This is a genomic window from Microvirga sp. jy35, assembly GCF_056148915.1.
In genome coordinates this window covers 38,788-54,653 of sequence record NZ_JBWBEW010000004.1, presented here as the reverse complement: position 1 = coordinate 54,653, position 15,866 = coordinate 38,788, and the positions used below count along the sequence as shown (strand labels likewise).

The following is a 15,866-nucleotide window of genomic DNA, read 5'->3' as shown; positions in this document are numbered from 1 at the left end:
TTTCGCGATGCGTTATTTGCCTTTGTCCGACACCGATCGCAGCGAGATGCTCGCACGGATCGGGGTCAACCACGTCGATGAGCTTTTCGCCGACGTGCCGAAGAGCCTGCTCCTGAAGGAGCCGGTGGACCTGCCGCGCCGCAAGGGCGAACTGGACGTGGAGCGCATCCTCTCCCGCATGTCCGTGAAGAACATCTCCGCCTCGAGCGTACCATTCTTCGTCGGTGCGGGCGCCTACAAGCACCACGTGCCCGCAACCGTCGATCACCTGATCCAGCGGTCCGAGTTCCTGACGAGCTACACCCCGTATCAGCCGGAGATCGCTCAAGGGACGCTGCAGTACCTCTTCGAGTTCCAGACTCAAGTTGCCGCGCTCACCGGCATGGAGGTGGCGAACGCCTCCATGTATGACGGCTCCACCGGCACGGGCGAGGCGGTGCTCATGGCGCATCGCGTCACCAAGCGCCGCAAGGCGGTGCTCTCGGGCGGCCTGCATCCGCATTACGCCGATGTAGTGAGGACGCTCTCCGAGATGTCGAGCGATGACGTCGTCACCATGGCGCCCGACGTGGGAGGCACCGAGGACATCCTGTCCCGGATCGACGACAGCGTGTCCTGCGTGGTCGTGCAGTCGCCGGACGTGTTCGGCAACGTGCGCGACCTGAAGCCCATTGCCGACAAGGCGCACCAGCACGGCGTTCTTCTGATTGCCGTGTTCACGGAGGTCGTGTCGCTCGGTCTGCTCAAGTCTCCCGGCAGCATGGGCGCCGACATCGTGGTGGGCGAGGGTCAGTCCATCGGCAATGCGCTGAATTTCGGCGGGCCTTATGTGGGCCTCTTTGCCACCCAGTCGAAGTTCCTCCGCCAGATGCCGGGCCGCCTCTGCGGCGAGACGGTGGATGCGGACGGCAATCGCGGCTTCGTGCTGACGCTCTCGACCCGTGAGCAGCATATCCGCCGCGACAAGGCAACCTCGAACATCTGCACCAATTCGGGTCTCTGCTCGCTCGCCTTCACCATTCACATGACGCTGCTCGGCGAAGCGGGCCTCTCGCGCCTCGCCCGCATCAACCATGCCAACGCGGTGAAGCTGGCGGATCAGCTGGCCTCCGTGACGGGCGTCGAGGTGCTCAACGAGACATTCTTCAACGAATTCACCGTGAAGCTCTCAAAGCCTGCGGCCGAAGTGCTGGAGCGTCTTGTCGAGAAGGGTGTGCTCGGCGGCGTACCCGTGTCGCGCCTCCTGCCTGGCGCCGGCCTCGACAACCTGCTGCTCGTCGCTTCCACCGAAGTGAACACCGATGATGACCGCGCGGCCTTCTGTGCCGCCTTGAAGGAGGTTCTGTGATGTTGAACCGCCAGGGACGCCCCTCCGCTCCTCAGGCTCACGGCGTGTCCGATCCGGCCGCCGGCATGGGCAATCAGGCCGCTCGCCTGCAGGGCGATGCCAGCCGCGCTACCGGCTCGGCCGCCGAGGCTCACCCGACCTTCACCGGCAACAAGGCGCTGGCGCAGATCGAGCCGCTGCTGTTCGAGATCGGGCGCTACGACACCACCGGCGTCGATCTCGACGAGCCGGAGGATTTCAAGCCACGCCTTGGCGGGCTTGAGCGCAAGGAGCCCATTGGTCTGCCGGGCCTCTCCGAGCCTGAGACCATGCGCCATTACGTGCGCCTCAGCCAGCAGAACTACGGCATCGACACGGGCCTCTTCCCGCTCGGCTCCTGCACCATGAAGCACAATGCGCGCCTCAACGAGCGCATGGCGCGCCTGCCGGGCTTCTCCGACGTGCATCCGCTGCAGCCGGTCTCCACCGTGCAGGGAGCCCTGGAGCTCATGGACGAGCTCGGACGCTATCTGATCACGCTCACCAACATGACCGCCGTGGCGCTCTCGCCGAAGGCGGGTGCCCATGGCGAGCTCTGCGGCATGATGGCGATCAAGGCCGCCATCGAGGCGAAGGGCGAGGGCGCGACCCGCAACGTGGTGCTCGTGCCCGATTCGGCGCACGGCACGAACCCGGCCACCGCGGCGCTGATCGGCTTCAAGGTGAAGCCGGTGCCCGCCCGCGAGGACGGCTGGGTGCACGTGGAGGACGTGAAGGAGCGCCTCGGCCCCGACGTCGCGGCGATCATGCTCACGAACCCCAACACCTGCGGGCTCTTCGAGCCCCAGGTGGCGGAGATCGCCAAGGCGATCCATGACGCAGGCGCCTATTTCTACTGCGACGGCGCCAACTTCAACGCCATCGTGGGCAAGGCGAAGCCTGGGGATCTCGGCGTCGATGCCATGCACATCAACCTGCACAAAACCTTCTCGACGCCGCACGGCGGCGGCGGTCCGGGCTCAGGCCCGGTGGTGCTGTCAGCACGCCTCGCGCCGTTTGCCCCGGTGCCGTTCGTTCGGGCCGGCCAGGACGGCTTCGAGCTGGTGGAGCAGGCATCTGACGCTGCAGAGAAGCCCTTCGGCCGCATGACGGCCTTCCACGGCCAGATGGGCATGTATGTGCGGGCCCTGTCATACATGCTCTCGCATGGTTCGGACGGCATGAAGCAGGCCTCCGAGGATGCGGTGCTCAACGCCAACTACATCCGCGCGGGCCTCGCCGACCTGATGTCGCTGCCCTTCGGCAACAAGCCCTGCATGCACGAGGTGCTCTTCGACGACGCGTGGCTCAAGGACACGGGCGTGACTACCCTGGACGTGGCCAAGGCCATGATCGACGAGGGCTACCACCCGATGACCATGTACTTCCCGCTGGTGGTGCATGGCGCCATGCTGATCGAGCCGACGGAGTCCGAATCGAAGGCGTCGCTGGACCTCTTCGTCGCGATGCTGCGCGACCTCGCCATGGCCGCCAAGAACGGCGACAAGGAGCGCTTCACCGGCGCCCCCTACCATGCCCCGCGCCGCCGCCTCGACGAGACCCGCGCCGCGCGCAGCCCGGTGCTCAAGTGGACGCCGCCCGCGCCGGTGGCGGAAGCGGCGGAGTAAGGCGCCACAAACTGCAAATGCCCGGCCAAGTGCCGGGCATTCTCTTTTCATCCTAAGTAGATTCGTCATCCAGGACGGAGCGTAGCGAAGATCTGGGATCGCGAGGTAAGAGAGCGCCTAATCCTGCATCAGATCCCGGACGGCTGTCGCCGTCTGGGATCATTATTTTATTATCTAGGAGTCTGCACAGCGCCGGTCAGCTCCACCATCCTTTCGATCACCACAGATGCACCAGCCTGCCTTAGCTTCTCCGCATGCTCTGGCCCACAATGTGCTCCACCGACAAAGCCGATCACGCGCATGCCGGCGGCAAGCGCCCCCTGAACCCCAGCCGCTGAATCCTCGATCACGATGCAATCCTGCGGATTGGCATTCATGTTCTTTGCGGCATGGAGGAACAAATCCGGCGCCGGTTTGCCCCGCGCGACCTGTGTGGCGCTGAAGACGTGATCGAACAGATCCGCCAGGCCTGTGATGCGCAGCGACAGGGCGATTCGTTCTGGCGTGGAGGAGGAGGCCACGCAGCGCGGGTAGGGGAGCGAGAGGATGGCCTCGCGGATGCCCTCAATCGGCTTCAGGTCCGTTTCGAACTTCGCGAAAAGGGCGCTGTCCAGCTGTGCGCCGAGATCGGCCGGAAGCACGCAGCCGTGCTCCGCCTCGAGGCGTGTCACCATGTCCTTGAAGCTGACCCCGACGAACTTGCGTGCGATGTCTTCCGCCGAATAGGGCAGCCCGATCTGGGTGAGGATCTGGGCATCGATCTCGCAGGCGAGCGCCTCCGAATCGACCAACACGCCGTCGCAGTCGAAGATCAGCAGCATGGGCTTGCCTCCAGCAAAAAGGCCGCCTTGAAGGGCGGCCTTTGCAAAGTCTCTTTATGCGAAAAGCCTCACTGCAGCTTCGTGCGCACGTCATTAAGGCTCGACGTGACGAGGGAGGCGGCGGTGGCGCCGGTGATCTCGTCGCGCAGGACGCGCTCGGAAGCCTTGATGGCGGCGTCGACGGCGGCGGCGCGAACCTCCGCCGAGGCCTGGGCCTCGGCCTGGGCGATCTTCGCTTCGGCGGTCGCGGTGCGGCGCTTCACGAAGTCGGTCATCTTCTCCTGCGCCTCGGCGGCAAGGCGCTCGGCCTCGGTGCGCGCATTGGAGACGATCTCGGCGGCCTCGCGCTCGGCGGCGGCGCGCTTGGACTCGTACTCCTTGAGGAGCCGTTCGGCATCCTGGCGAAGGCGCTTGGCCTCGGCCAGTTCGTCGGCAATACGCTTGCCGCGGGAGTCGAGCTGGTTCATCACCATGCCCGGGACGCCCAGATAGAACATCAGGCCCCAGAAGATGAAGAAGGCGACCGCAACCCAGAAATTGGTGTTCTCTAACATGCGGATCTCCCGATCAGGCCTTGATCTGGTTGAGAGCGGCTTCGACCTTCTGCGGGGCCGGAACCTTGCCGGTGAGGCGCTCGATGATGGCGGACGCCGTGTCGCGGGCGATGGCGTTCACGTGGCTCATGGCCTCGTCCTTCTTGGCCGAGATGGTGGCCTCGGCCTCTGCGAGGCGCTGGTTGAGGTCGGCCTCGAGGGACTTGCGCTTGGCATCGCTCTCGGCGGAGAGCTTCGCGCGGGTTTCCTGAGCCAGAACCTGAGCGCGGGTCTTCGCCTCGGCAAGCGACTTCTCGTAAGCGGAGCCTGCTTCTTCCGCGCGGGATTTCATGGCAGCCGCATCGTCGAGATCGCTGGCGATCATCGCGCGGCGGTTTTCGATGATTCCGCTCAGGCGCGGCAGGACCAGTCGTGAAAGCAGGGTGTAGAGCACCACGAAGGTGATGGCGAGCCACAGGAGCTGACCACCGAATGTTTCGCTCGCGAAGGGCGGAAACCCGACATCGTCGTGAGCGCCGCCGTGGGCCTCTGTTGTGGCGTTGGTCGTCTGAGCCTGAGCCATGAGCAGATCCTAAAGAACGTTCCTAGCACCGGCCCAAAAGTGGAATGCACTTTCGGGATTCAGCCGATGCTTAATCCCTGGACTGGCGCATCGTCGAAGACGGAAAACCGGAACCACTTTTCCGCACGATGCGCCGGAAACATGAATGACGGCGGTTCAATCCGCCGTCACCCCTGTCGAGGCGAAGCGCATGAGCGCGCCTCAGCCTCCCGATCACCGTTTTGAGATTAGGTGAAGAGCAGAACGAGAGCGACGACGAGGCAGAAGATGCCGAGACCTTCCGCGAGCGCCGCACCGATGAAGGCGCGGGCGAACTGGCTGTCGGCCGCCGACGGGTTGCGCAGGGCGCCCGAGAGGAAGTTGCCGAAGATGTTGCCGACGCCCATGGCGGCGAGACCCATGCCGATGCAGGCGAGGCCCGCGCCGAGGAACTTGAAAGCAACCGGATCCATTGTGATCTCCTTGGGAATAACGTGATCGGGAGGGAAGGTTAACTCAGCGCAGACCTAGTGGCCCGGGTGCAGCGCGTCGTTCAGGTAGATGCAGGTCAACACCGTAAAGACGTAGGCCTGCAGGGCGGCGACGAGGAACTCGAGCGCCATGAGAGCAACCGCCATGAGGAGCGGCAGCGGAGCGAGGATCGTCAGGGCGCCGCCGGCCGCCAGGAGGCTGACCACGAAGCCTGCGAAAACCTTCAGCGCGATGTGTCCCGCGAGCATGTTCGCGAAGAGACGCAGGGACAGCGAGATCGGGCGCGACAGGAAGGAGATGAGCTCGATCACCACGATGAAGGGCAGAAGCCAGACCGGCACGCCCGACGGCACGAAGAGGCCGAGGAAGTGGGTGCCATGCTTGACGAAGCCATAGATCACCACGGTGCCGATCACCAGCATGGCGAGCGCGAAGGTGACGATGATGTGGCTGGTAACCGTGAAGAAGCCCGGGATCATGCCGAGAAGATTGGCCGTCAGCACGAACATGAAGAGCGAGAAGACGAGGGGGAAGAACTTCATTCCCTCCTTGCCGGTCGCATCGACCAAGGTGTTCGCGACGAAATCGTGCAGGACCTCGGCAACCGACTGGGCGCGGCCCGGAACGACGGCGCGCTTGCGGGTGGCGTACAGGAGACCGCCAACGATCACGGCGGCGGCGCCGATCATGAACAGCGACGAATTGGTGAAGTTGATGACCGGAATAATGGGCTTGATCTGGAATTGTTCGATCGGGCTCGCCATGATCCGCTCTCAAAAGTTCGCTGTTGCCAATGCCGTTCGGCGTTCGAAGTCTCAGTCCGTCACCGCTTGTCGTCATGCCGGGCGGGTTTGACCACCCCGGCTGCTCGCATCAGATTGAGCATCCCGGCGCAGAAGCCGAGTATCAGACAAACGATCAGACCCCAAGGGGAAGATCCGAACAGGTAGTCGACGATCCAACCCAGGATCCCGCCGGCAGCAACTCCTGCAACGAATTCGGCCGAGAGCCTGAAGGCTTGGCCAAGAGCAGTGGAGTTGGACGTCGGACGGGCGCGAGGTTCCGACTCGGCTCGCTGAACGGATGCTTGAGAGATCCGCGCATCGAGTGACTTCAGTCTCGCTGACAGGTCGGCATCATCGGCGCTGCTCGGTTTCCGCTCATTTTCACCGTTCCGCTCGTGAGGGTCCGCCATTGCGATCTCCTGTGAAGCGTTGCGGGAAAATGCCTGGAAACCAGCCCCGAAAGCCGGGCGCACCATATGAGCGGGGGTCCCCCCTGTCAAGAACCGTCTGAAAAGAACTAAGTAATTGATATTGCTATATTATGATTGGTTCAGCGCAGGCTGAGGCGGAAAGCGCACATGTTTTTGGGGCCGAAGCGTGGCAGAGCCTGAAAACCTTACGGCATCAGACCCAAAAGTGGAATCCACTTTTGGGATCCATCCGATGCCTTTTTCCTTAGCTGGCGCATCGTTCGGAGCGGAAAACCGGGACCACTTTTCGCTGGCGCGGCCCGCTGGGTCCGCACGATGCGCTAGGCTACCTCAAGAATGCGCTCGGCGCTCTGCAGGTCGACGGAGACCAGCTGCGAGACGCCGCGCTCCGCCATGGTGACGCCGAACAGGCGGTCCATCCGGGCCATGGTGATGGGGTTGTGGGTGATCACCACGAACCGGGTCTCGGTCTGGCGGGCCATGTCCTCGAGCAGGGCGCAGTAGCGCTCCACATTGGCGTCGTCGAGGGGGGCGTCCACCTCGTCGAGCACGCAGATCGGCGAGGGATTCGTGAGGAACACGGCGAAGATCAGCGCCGTGGCGGTGAGCGCCTGCTCGCCGCCGGAGAGCAGGGTCATGCTCTGGGGCTTCTTGCCGGGAGGGCGGGCGAGGATTTCGAGGCCGGCCTCGAGCGGATCGTCCGAATCGACCAGGGTCAGCTCCGCCGTGCCGCCGCCGAACAGGGTGCTGAAGAGGCGCTTGAAATGGTCGTTCACCACGTCGAAGGCGGCGAGCAGCCGCTCGCGGCCCTCGCGGTTGAGGCTGCCGATGGCCTGGCGCAGGCGCTTGATGGCCTCGACAAGGTCGTCCCGTTCGCCCGCGATGCTGTTGTGCTTGGCCTCAAGCTCGGAGAGCTCCTCGTCGGCACGCAGGTTTACGGCGCCCAGGCGCTCCCGGTCGTGCTTGAGGGAGTGGAGCTTGGACTCGATCTCCCCATGCGGCGGAAGCTCGGTAGCCTCCTTCAGGCCCGCGAGTTCGATGAGACCGGCCGGGGTCGTCTCCAGATTTTCCGCGATGGTGCGGGTGATCTCGGCGAGGCGCGCCACGGCGGCTTCGTGCCTGGCCTGCGAGCCTGCGCGGGATTCGCGGGCAGCCGACAGCGCCTCAAGGGCGGCACGGGCGGTGCGATCCGACTCGGCGAGACCCGTTTCCGCATCGGCGAGGCGGTCGGCGGCTTCCTTGCGCTTCGCCTCGGCCTCCTCGACCTCACTGATGAGCGCGCGGCGGCGCTGGAGATAGGTGTCGGGAGCCTCCAGCAGGCGCTGGTGCTCGTCCTGCGCCCGCTCCAAACGCTCGCCCAGATCCTCGAAGGCCCTGGCCGCCCGGGCGGCGCGCTCCGTCCACAGGCGGATATCGGCCGCAAGCGCATCCTGCCGGCGGCGGCGCAGCTCGGCCTCGTGCATGAGCGACTGCAGGGCAGCCCGCGCCTCGGAGGCCGCGGCCCGGCGCTCGGCCACGCGGGTGCGCTCCTCGAGCAGGCGGCTTTCCAGATCCGGCGCGGGGGCGAGGTCCTGCAGGGCGCCTTCAGCGTCCTGCACGCGCTCCAGGGCTTCCGCCTCGCTCTCCCCGAGGCGGGTCAGGCCTTCCTGCAGGGCGGAGCGGCGCTGGCCCAGTTCGGCCTCCTTGCGCTCTGCGGCCGTCAATCGGGTCCGGGCGGCGTCGAGGGCCTGACGGGCCTGGCGGGCGGCCTCGATGGCCTGCATCTCGTGGGAAGCAGCCCGGCGGACGGCCTCGATGGCCGTTTCCGCCTCATGCCGCAGGTGTTCGGCCTGCTCGCGGGCTGCCGCCGCTTCACGCTCCAGATCGCCGAGGCGGTTCTTCTCGGCGAGGCGCCGGGCAGCCGGGGAGGGCGCTTCCGCCGCATTGGTAAAACCGTCCCAGCGCCATACGTCGCCCTCCTGGGAGACCAGCCGCTGGCCGGGCTTGAGGAGCGCGCGCAGGCGAAGTCCGTCGGCGCGGCCGACCACGCCGATCTGGCGCAGGCGGCGCTGCAGCTCGGCCGGAGCGCGGGCGAGATCGGCCAGCGAACGGACGCCTTCCGGCAGGGAGGGGTCGCCCTCGCCGGCACCGGTCATTTCCCAGTGAGCGGGGGCCGAAGGATTGGTCGAGGCTTCGAGGTCGTCGCCCAGCGCTGCGCCCAGGGCCGTCTCGTAGCCCTTGTCGACCGTGATCTGGTCGAGGGCCGGGGGCCAGAGGTCGCCGGTGGCGGAGGTGACGAGCTTGGCGAGCGTCAGCGCCTCGGTCTCGAGCCGCTGCGCCTTGCGCTCGGCCTCATTCAGAGGCTGGCGCAGGCGGTTCTCGGCCTCGCGCGCCGATGAAAGGGTCTCGCGCGCCTCGATCACAGCCTCTTCGGCCGATTGGGCGCTCTCCTCGGCGATCGCCATCTCCTCGCGAAGATCGTCCAGCGAGGGGCCGTCCTCGGTCGAGCCGGAGAGGGCTGCGATCTCACGCTCAAGCCGCTCCTTCTCGGATCGGAACCGGGCAGCGCGCTCCATCTCCTCGCGCACGGCGCGCTCCAGGGCGGCGCGGCGGGCGTTGAGGTCGGAGGTCTGGGCTTGTAGCGCCCCTAGGGCTGCCTCGGCCTCGTGCAGCTCCGCCTCGGCGCTGTGAAGGCGTTCATCGGCCTCGGCGCGGGCATCGTCGGCCCCGTCTGTGGTCAGCGCGATCTCGGCGGCTTCGGACTGGAGGCGCCCGATGGTAGCCTCGGCGTCCGTGCGCTGGGCGGCCTCGCGGGCGATGTCGCGGTTGAGATCGCCGATATGGCGTTCGAGCTCCGTCACGCGCTCCTTGGAGCGGCGCTCTTCCGATTCGAGCTCGTTGCGGGCGTGGGTCAGGCGCTGCAGGGCGGCGGCTGCCGCAGCCTCTTCCTGGCGCAGGCCTGGCAGGGCATGGGCAGCGACAGCCTGGGCGGTTGCCGCGCGGGTCTGCTCCTCGGTGGCGTCGGCCACGGCCTTGAGGGCCTCAGTGACCTGGCGTTCGGCAGTGGCCGCCTGCTCGCGCGCCTCCGAGAAGCTGATGGCGTACATCAGGGCCTCGAGCCGGCGGATCTCGGCGGAGAGGTTCTTGTAGCGGGAGGCCTGACGGCCCTGGCGCTTCAGGCTTTCGATCTGGCTTTCCAGCTCGCGGATCACGTCCTCGACCCGGACGAGGTTGTCCTCGGCGGCCTTCAGCCGCAGCTCGGCCTCGTGGCGGCGGGCATGGAGACCCGCGATGCCCGCGGCATCCTCCAGGATGCGGCGGCGGGCCTGGGGCTTGGCCGAGATGATCTCGCTGATCTGGCCCTGGCGGACGAGGGCCGGCGAGCGGGACCCGGTCGCGGCATCCGCGAACAGGATCTGCACGTCGCGGGCCCGCACTTCCTTGCCGTTGACCCGGTAGGTCGAGCCTTCCTCGCGCTCGATCTTGCGCGAGATTTCCAGAAGATCGCTGTCGTTGAAGGCGGCGGGCGCCGTGCGCTCCGCATTGTCGATGGTGAGCATCACCTCGGCCCAGTTGCGGGCGGGCCGGCCGCCGGAGCCGGAGAAGATGACGTCGTCCATGCCCGTGGCGCGCATGTTCTTGAAGGAGTTCTCCCCCATGACCCAGCGCAGGGCCTCCACGAGATTGGATTTGCCGCAGCCGTTGGGGCCCACGACGCCGGTCAGCCCCGGCTCGATCAGGAAGTCGGTGGGCTCGACGAAGGTCTTGAAGCCTGCAATGCGAAGGCGCGTCAGCTTCATGGACGCGCCTTCCCGTCCTGCTCAGTCAGAGCAGGGTGGCGGAGCTTACTCTCCGAGAATCGGCTTGATGACCTTTTCAATCTCATCGATCGACAGGCTTCCAGGATGACGCTGACCATTGATGAAGAAAGTCGGCGTGGAGTCCACACGGAACTGCTCCATACCCCGGTTCTTCACCGCGTTGACTGCGTCATATAGTTTCTGGTCCTTGAGGCAAGCGTCAAATTTTTCCTGTGAAAAACCGGCTTGGCGCATCAGGCCGCGCAGGGCGTCCAGGGGCTTGTCGGTGAAAGCCCAGTTCCGCTGCTGCTCGAACAGCAGGTCCGTGATCGGGTAATACTTGTCGGCGCCGTCGCAGCGGGCGAGCATGAAGCCGGCGGTGGCGAGCGGGTCGAGGGGGAACTCGCGCAGGACGAAGCGGACCTTGCCGGTGTCGATGTAGCGCTTCTTCAGCTCCGGCCAGGTGGTCTTGTGGAAGTTGGCGCAGTGGGAGCAGGTGAGCGAAGCGTACTCGATGATCGTCACCTTGGCGTTTTCCGGGCCTAAGGCCACGTCGCCGAGGGGCCCCTGGACCGCGAGATCGGATGCGGACACGTTCTGGGCGAAGGCCGGCAGGCTCGCGGCGAGGTACGCCGTGACGGCTGCGGTTCCGAGAAGCTGAAGCGTCTGACGCCGGGTGATCATCGTGAGGGAACTCCTGAAGAGATTTCGTTCTGCGGTAGAATGCCTTGGCCTGTGAGGCAAGCGCTCCCATGTCACGCTTTCGTGCGTGAACCGGAGCTGACGATCGCCTGCCCCAGCCGGTCGAGAGCCGCCTTCAAGTGCTCCTCCTCGATGGGCTCCACGGCCCTGTCGACCTTCTCCCGGTCCGCAGGGGTGAGGACGGGAGGGGCCGGGCGCTTCTTCTCAACCCGCCGCACGGGTCCTTGTTTCAGGACGATCTTTCCGATGCAGCGCCAGCCGTAATAGGTGTTCACCCGGTCGATGATGGTGGGCGCCATGTGCTGGAGCTCGAGGGCGAAGGCGCTCTCCACCCGAATGACCAGGGTGGCGGGGTCCGGCCGCGTTTCCGGATCCGCATGGGGGGCTTTGCGCTTCCACTCGATCTTGAGGGGCTGGGTGAAGGCGGCCAGACGCTCGCCGACGATCTCGGGCCAGGCCATGATGATGTCCGACGTGGCAAAGCCCTGCGCCGCCAGGCTTGGGGACAGGCAGACGTCGAGAAACTCGGCGAGGGGGCGGGCAAGGGGCCGCGGTCGTCTCATGTTGAATGTCCAAAAGCCGCGTTGGAATATGCGATCAGGACCGTTATTCCACGTGACATGTTAACGCCCGCTTCGAGCGCGACCAAGCCCGACCCGCAGGATCTCCTCGTCTGGTACGACCGTCACCGGCGCGACTTGCCGTGGCGTGCCAGGGCGGGCGAGACCGCAAACCCTTACCGCGTCTGGCTTTCCGAGGTCATGCTCCAGCAGACCACGGTGGCGGCGGTCAAACCCTATTACCTGAACTTCTTGGAGCGCTTCCCGACCGTGGAGGCCTTGGCCGAGGCTCCCTCCGACGCCGTGATGCATGCCTGGGCCGGCCTCGGCTACTACTCCCGCGCCCGCAATCTCCATGCCTGCGCCAAGGCGGTTGTGGACAAGCACGGCGGGCGCTTCCCACCGACGGAAGCCCAACTCCTGAAGCTTCCCGGCATCGGGGCCTATACGGCCGCGGCCGTGGCGGCCATCGCCTTCGACGAGAAGGCCGCGGCGGTGGACGGCAATGTGGAGCGGGTCATGTCCCGTGTCTTCATGGTCGAGGAGCCGCTGCCGAAGGCCAAGCCCCTGATTCGGAGCCTCACAGAGGCCCTGGTGCCGGAGGACCGTCCGGGCGACTTCGCTCAAGCCGTGATGGATCTCGGCGCCACCATCTGCACGCCCAAGCGCCCCGCCTGCGCGCTGTGCCCCTGGATGAAGCCCTGCCGCGCCCGCGCCGAGGGGCTGCAGGAGAGCTTTCCGAAAAAGCAGAAGAAGGAGACCGGTCAGCTGCGCAAGGGAGCGGCCTTCGTGGTGCTGCGCGCCGACGACACGATCCTGCTCCGCACCCGCCCGCCGCAGGGGCTTCTCGGCGGCATGGTCGAGCCGCCGACGAGCGAATGGGTGCCGGATTATCAGCCCTCCCGCGCCGTGCTCGACGCTCCCATCGAGGCGCGCTGGCAGCGCCTGCCGGGCACGGTGCGCCATGTCTTCACCCATTTCCCCCTCGAACTGACAGTGCTCTTTGCCAAGGTCCCCAAGGGCACGCCCGCGCCGGACGACATGCGCTGGACCCCGCGCCTCCAGCTGCACGAGGAGGCCCTGCCCGGCGCCATGAAGAAGGTGCTCGCGCATGCGCTCGGCGATTTGCCGGGCGCGAATGTGAAAGCGTCGAGGCAGAAGCAGGCAAAGAGCACCTAGGCCACCCGCAAGGCTCACCCACAGCCTCATCCTGAGGAGGTCCTAATTTACTTGATGAACTTCACCCGCCCACAAGCGCCTTGTGATTGCGCTTGAACAGCGCTGCCAGCGCATTGGCCACTCGCCCTACGTTAGGCCGGTTCCGGCTGCGGCGGTGCATGACGAGGAAGACGTCCTCGATCAGGTCACCCTCGGGCTTCATCACCTGGACGAGATCCGGGTCCGAATCGCCGAGCCAGCAGGGGAGGAAGGCCGCGCCCAATCCCGATTTTGCCGCCTGGTAGCGGATCGGCATGTCGCCGATGCGGGCCGCGATGGTGCGCCCTTGCGCGAACTCGGCCACATACGCCGCCTGCCGCGAGAGGGTCGGATCCTCCGGCGGCGCGATGACGGCTGCGGGGTTTTCCGTTCGGGCATAGATGGCAAACGCGATCTGGCCGATCTTGCGCGCCACCAAATCGTCCGTGCCCTCCGGCAGGGTGCGCATGCGCAGGCCGATATCGGCTTCGCCCGAGGCGAGATCGAGCCGCTGCCTGGTCGGGATGTAGGCGATCTCCACCGGGGCTGCGGCCTCGTGCAGTTCCGCAGAATGGAGCGACAGGAACATGGTGACCGAGGCGGTGGCCGTCACCCGCACGGGAGCATCGGGGTCGGGCCGGTAGGCCGCGGCCGTGCGGGACACGATGGCGGCCGCCTCGCCCATGGGAGCAGCCGCGTCGAGAACGGCGTGTCCCGCTTCCGTCAGTTCGAGATTGTTGGGGCCGCGCTGGAAGAGGGTGAGCCCGAAGGTTTCCTCCAGCACCTTGATGCGCCGCGCGATGGTCGGCTGGCTCTGGCCCAGCGCCTTGGCGGCGCTGTTCATCGATCCATGAGCCACCACGGCGAGAAAGATCCGAAGATCGTCCCAGGACGGTTCGGTGAAGGCGAGACGAAAGGGATCGAGAGACGAAGGAGCCATGTGAGGATGCTAAAGCGCTGAACCGGGTTAGGCATAGGGGAATGTTCCAGCCTGGGGACAAGCCGCACCATCGCTCATATGCCGCTGCCCCGCAGCCCGTCAGGCGCGTGGGAGACCTGTCCAGTTCTGAAGGAGGGGCAGGGTCTTCACAAACCCTTCCGTTTGAGCGAAAAGAGCCGCCTTTCCCTCGAAGGACATCCGCCATGCGCCTCATCCGTTAGCGACGCGATCCGACAAAACATAGTGGCCAAGGAGCCACGACCGGTTTTACGCCGAAACATCCGTTTCGGCCGGATCATGACGCATGGATGAAGGAACCATCATGTCTGACAGCAATCGCGCCGTCGTGCGCGGAACCATTCAAACGGGCCCGTTCGAACTGGCCTATTCCATCGAGGGCGAGGGAACCCTCGCTTTCGTGATCGGAAGCGCGGTCTATTACCCGCGGGTCATCTCGCGGAATTTGCGCCGCTTCATGAAGCTCGTCTTCGCCGATCATCGCGGCTTCGCGCAGCCGACGGGCGCATACACAGCCTCCGATTACACGCTGGATGTCGTGCTCGGCGACATCGATCTCGTGCGGCGGCATCTCAACTTGGAGAAGGTGATCATCGTCGGCCATTCCGGCCATGGATACATGGCGCTGGAATATGCCAAGCGCTACCCGCAGCATGTGTCCCATGTGGTGATGATCGCCACCGGCCCGAGCCACAGCGCTGCGCATCAAGCGGCGACGGAGCAATACTGGCAGGAGTCCGTCTGCCCCGAGCGCAAGGCGAGGCTTGATGCCGACCTCGCCGGGCTCCCGGCGGAGATCGAAGCCGCGCCCGACAGACGCTTCGTCACCTTCTGCGTGAGGATGGGCGCGCGAAGCTGGTACGATCACACCTTCGACGCCGCGCCCTTGTGGGAGGGCGTGCACGTGAACATGCCGGTATTCGACCACCTCTGGGGCGAGGCCTTTCGCGACATCGATGTCGCGAAAGGCCTGGAGCATCTCGACGTGCCGGTCTTCCTCGCTCTCGGGCGATACGACTACCTCGTCGCACCCTATTCCACATGGGCTCCATACCGGGAGCGCTTCAAGGACCTGACCGTACGCGTATTCGAGAAGAGCGGGCACACGCCCCCGTTCGAGGAGAGCGCTCTGTTCGATGCGGAACTGCTGCAGTGGCTGTCGCTGCGGGCATAAGCCTTACACATGAGGTCACGTGGTCGGCATCATGCCGACCACGCTGAACCGGCAGCGGAGCCGCATCTCAAGGGAAAGGCGGCATCGATCCCGTTCGAAGCGCATGGGCCCATTCCGGCCTGCCGTTGCCCTCGGCGCGTCTGGCTGCGGTCTCATGTCGGTAATCCAGCGCCTTGAACGCGATGCTGACCTCGGCGTTCGAGCGAATGTCGATGATCGCGTAGCGGGCATGCGGCGTTCCTGACTCCGAGACATGAGCCGGAGGCGATGGGTCGTCGTAGGCCGGGCAGCCGACGCTGCCGGGATTGACGATCAGGCTGCCGTTGCGGAGTCGAACCGCGTCGGGTCTGTGGCTGTGGCCGCACAGGACGATCCGCGCGGTCGCTCCGCCGAGACGCTCCTCGATGTCATCGAGGCCGGCACGGGCGAGGCGCCTCTCGGCGATGGTATCGATCAGATAAAGATCGTCTCTATCAGGTCTTGCATGGAAGGCCAGTATGTCTGGGGTCACTCGAAGGCTCGCGGGCAGTGCCTTGAGATGCTCCATCTGCCCCGGGTCAAGCTCTCCATAGGCATATCGATCCGAATCACCCATCTCCTCTGCCGCCAGGGTCGAGACTTGCCTGTCGTGATTGCCTCTGACCGTCAAGGCTTTCAGATCGGCAAGACGCTCGATCGTTTCGCGGGGCCAGAGCGGCCCTGACACACAGTCGCCGAGATCGACGAACAGATCAGGCTTTTCCCTGGAAAAATCGGCCAGAACAGCCTCCAGTGCGAGGATGTTGCCGTGGATATCAGCGATAACGGCGATTCTCATGGTGACATTGTGTTCATGGCGGCGGGAAGCCATCAACCGTAAAACGCCCCCTCCCATCGGA

Annotated in this window: 15 protein-coding genes; 4 read left to right on the top strand and 11 right to left on the bottom strand. The window is 65.6% G+C overall.

Features of this window, described 5'->3' with window-relative positions; translation table 11 throughout:
- Positions 1 to 7 precede the first annotated feature (7 nt).
- Positions 8 to 1,348 (top strand): aminomethyl-transferring glycine dehydrogenase subunit GcvPA, encoded by a 1,341-nt coding sequence (gcvPA, locus tag AC0QTX_RS05065; protein ID WP_474602740.1) that lies wholly within the window; start codon positions 8 to 10, stop codon positions 1,346 to 1,348.
- The gene (gene gcvPB, locus AC0QTX_RS05060) at positions 1,348 to 2,994 is read left to right on the top strand and encodes an aminomethyl-transferring glycine dehydrogenase subunit GcvPB (RefSeq protein WP_474602739.1); all 1,647 of its coding nucleotides are present in this window, start codon (positions 1,348 to 1,350) and stop codon (positions 2,992 to 2,994) included. Before gcvPA ends, gcvPB begins: the two co-directional genes overlap by 1 nt.
- Before the next feature lie 170 nt (positions 2,995 to 3,164).
- Here gcvPB and AC0QTX_RS05055 read toward each other — a convergent pair whose 3' ends face one another.
- From AC0QTX_RS05055 to AC0QTX_RS05015, 9 genes are all read right to left on the bottom strand, one after another.
- A complete protein-coding gene (locus AC0QTX_RS05055; RefSeq protein ID WP_474602738.1) occupies positions 3,165 to 3,815 on the bottom strand; it encodes an HAD family hydrolase in 651 nt (216 codons plus the stop codon).
- Positions 3,816 to 3,883: 68 nt separating this feature from the next.
- Positions 3,884 to 4,369 (bottom strand): F0F1 ATP synthase subunit B family protein, encoded by a 486-nt coding sequence (locus AC0QTX_RS05050; RefSeq protein WP_474602737.1) that lies wholly within the window; start codon positions 4,367 to 4,369, stop codon positions 3,884 to 3,886.
- A 13-nt stretch (positions 4,370 to 4,382) separates the two neighbouring features.
- On the bottom strand, positions 4,383 to 4,931 hold the full coding sequence (locus AC0QTX_RS05045; RefSeq protein WP_474602736.1) for a F0F1 ATP synthase subunit B family protein: 549 nt from the start codon (positions 4,929 to 4,931) through the stop codon (positions 4,383 to 4,385).
- Between the two features lie 227 nt (positions 4,932 to 5,158).
- Entirely contained in the window at positions 5,159 to 5,383 is a 225-nt protein-coding gene (locus AC0QTX_RS05040; RefSeq protein ID WP_134494401.1) for a F0F1 ATP synthase subunit C, read from the bottom strand.
- Positions 5,384 to 5,437: 54 nt separating this feature from the next.
- A complete protein-coding gene (locus AC0QTX_RS05035; protein WP_474602735.1) occupies positions 5,438 to 6,166 on the bottom strand; it encodes a F0F1 ATP synthase subunit A in 729 nt (242 codons plus the stop codon).
- Between the two features lie 59 nt (positions 6,167 to 6,225).
- Positions 6,226 to 6,597: an AtpZ/AtpI family protein gene (locus AC0QTX_RS05030; RefSeq protein WP_190844924.1), complete on the bottom strand. Its 372-nt coding sequence runs from the start codon at positions 6,595 to 6,597 to the stop codon at positions 6,226 to 6,228.
- Between the two features lie 341 nt (positions 6,598 to 6,938).
- Positions 6,939 to 10,397, bottom strand: a complete 3,459-nt coding sequence (smc, locus tag AC0QTX_RS05025) for a chromosome segregation protein SMC (protein WP_474602734.1) — start codon at positions 10,395 to 10,397, stop codon at positions 6,939 to 6,941.
- Between the two features lie 45 nt (positions 10,398 to 10,442).
- Positions 10,443 to 11,081, bottom strand: a complete 639-nt coding sequence (locus AC0QTX_RS05020; RefSeq protein ID WP_474602733.1) for a DsbA family protein — start codon at positions 11,079 to 11,081, stop codon at positions 10,443 to 10,445.
- A gap of 71 nt (positions 11,082 to 11,152) precedes the next feature.
- Positions 11,153 to 11,662, bottom strand: coding sequence for a DUF721 domain-containing protein (locus AC0QTX_RS05015; protein WP_474602732.1), 510 nt, complete (start codon positions 11,660 to 11,662; stop codon positions 11,153 to 11,155).
- A gap of 57 nt (positions 11,663 to 11,719) precedes the next feature.
- Between AC0QTX_RS05015 and mutY the strand changes: the two genes are divergently transcribed.
- On the top strand, positions 11,720 to 12,838 hold the full coding sequence (gene mutY / locus AC0QTX_RS05010) for an A/G-specific adenine glycosylase (protein ID WP_474602731.1): 1,119 nt from the start codon (positions 11,720 to 11,722) through the stop codon (positions 12,836 to 12,838).
- A gap of 61 nt (positions 12,839 to 12,899) precedes the next feature.
- On the opposite strand, the gene AC0QTX_RS05005 is transcribed toward mutY, so the two are convergent.
- On the bottom strand, positions 12,900 to 13,796 hold the full coding sequence (locus tag AC0QTX_RS05005; RefSeq protein ID WP_474602730.1) for a LysR family transcriptional regulator: 897 nt from the start codon (positions 13,794 to 13,796) through the stop codon (positions 12,900 to 12,902).
- Positions 13,797 to 14,118: 322 nt separating this feature from the next.
- Here AC0QTX_RS05005 and AC0QTX_RS05000 point away from each other — a divergent pair, with 322 nt between their 5' ends.
- Positions 14,119 to 14,988, top strand: coding sequence for an alpha/beta fold hydrolase (locus AC0QTX_RS05000; RefSeq protein WP_474602729.1), 870 nt, complete (start codon positions 14,119 to 14,121; stop codon positions 14,986 to 14,988).
- 67 nt (positions 14,989 to 15,055) lie between these two features.
- Here the strand turns inward: AC0QTX_RS05000 and AC0QTX_RS04995 are convergent, their stop codons facing one another.
- Positions 15,056 to 15,805, bottom strand: a complete 750-nt coding sequence (locus AC0QTX_RS04995; RefSeq protein WP_474602728.1) for a metallophosphoesterase family protein — start codon at positions 15,803 to 15,805, stop codon at positions 15,056 to 15,058.
- Positions 15,806 to 15,866 lie beyond the last annotated feature (61 nt).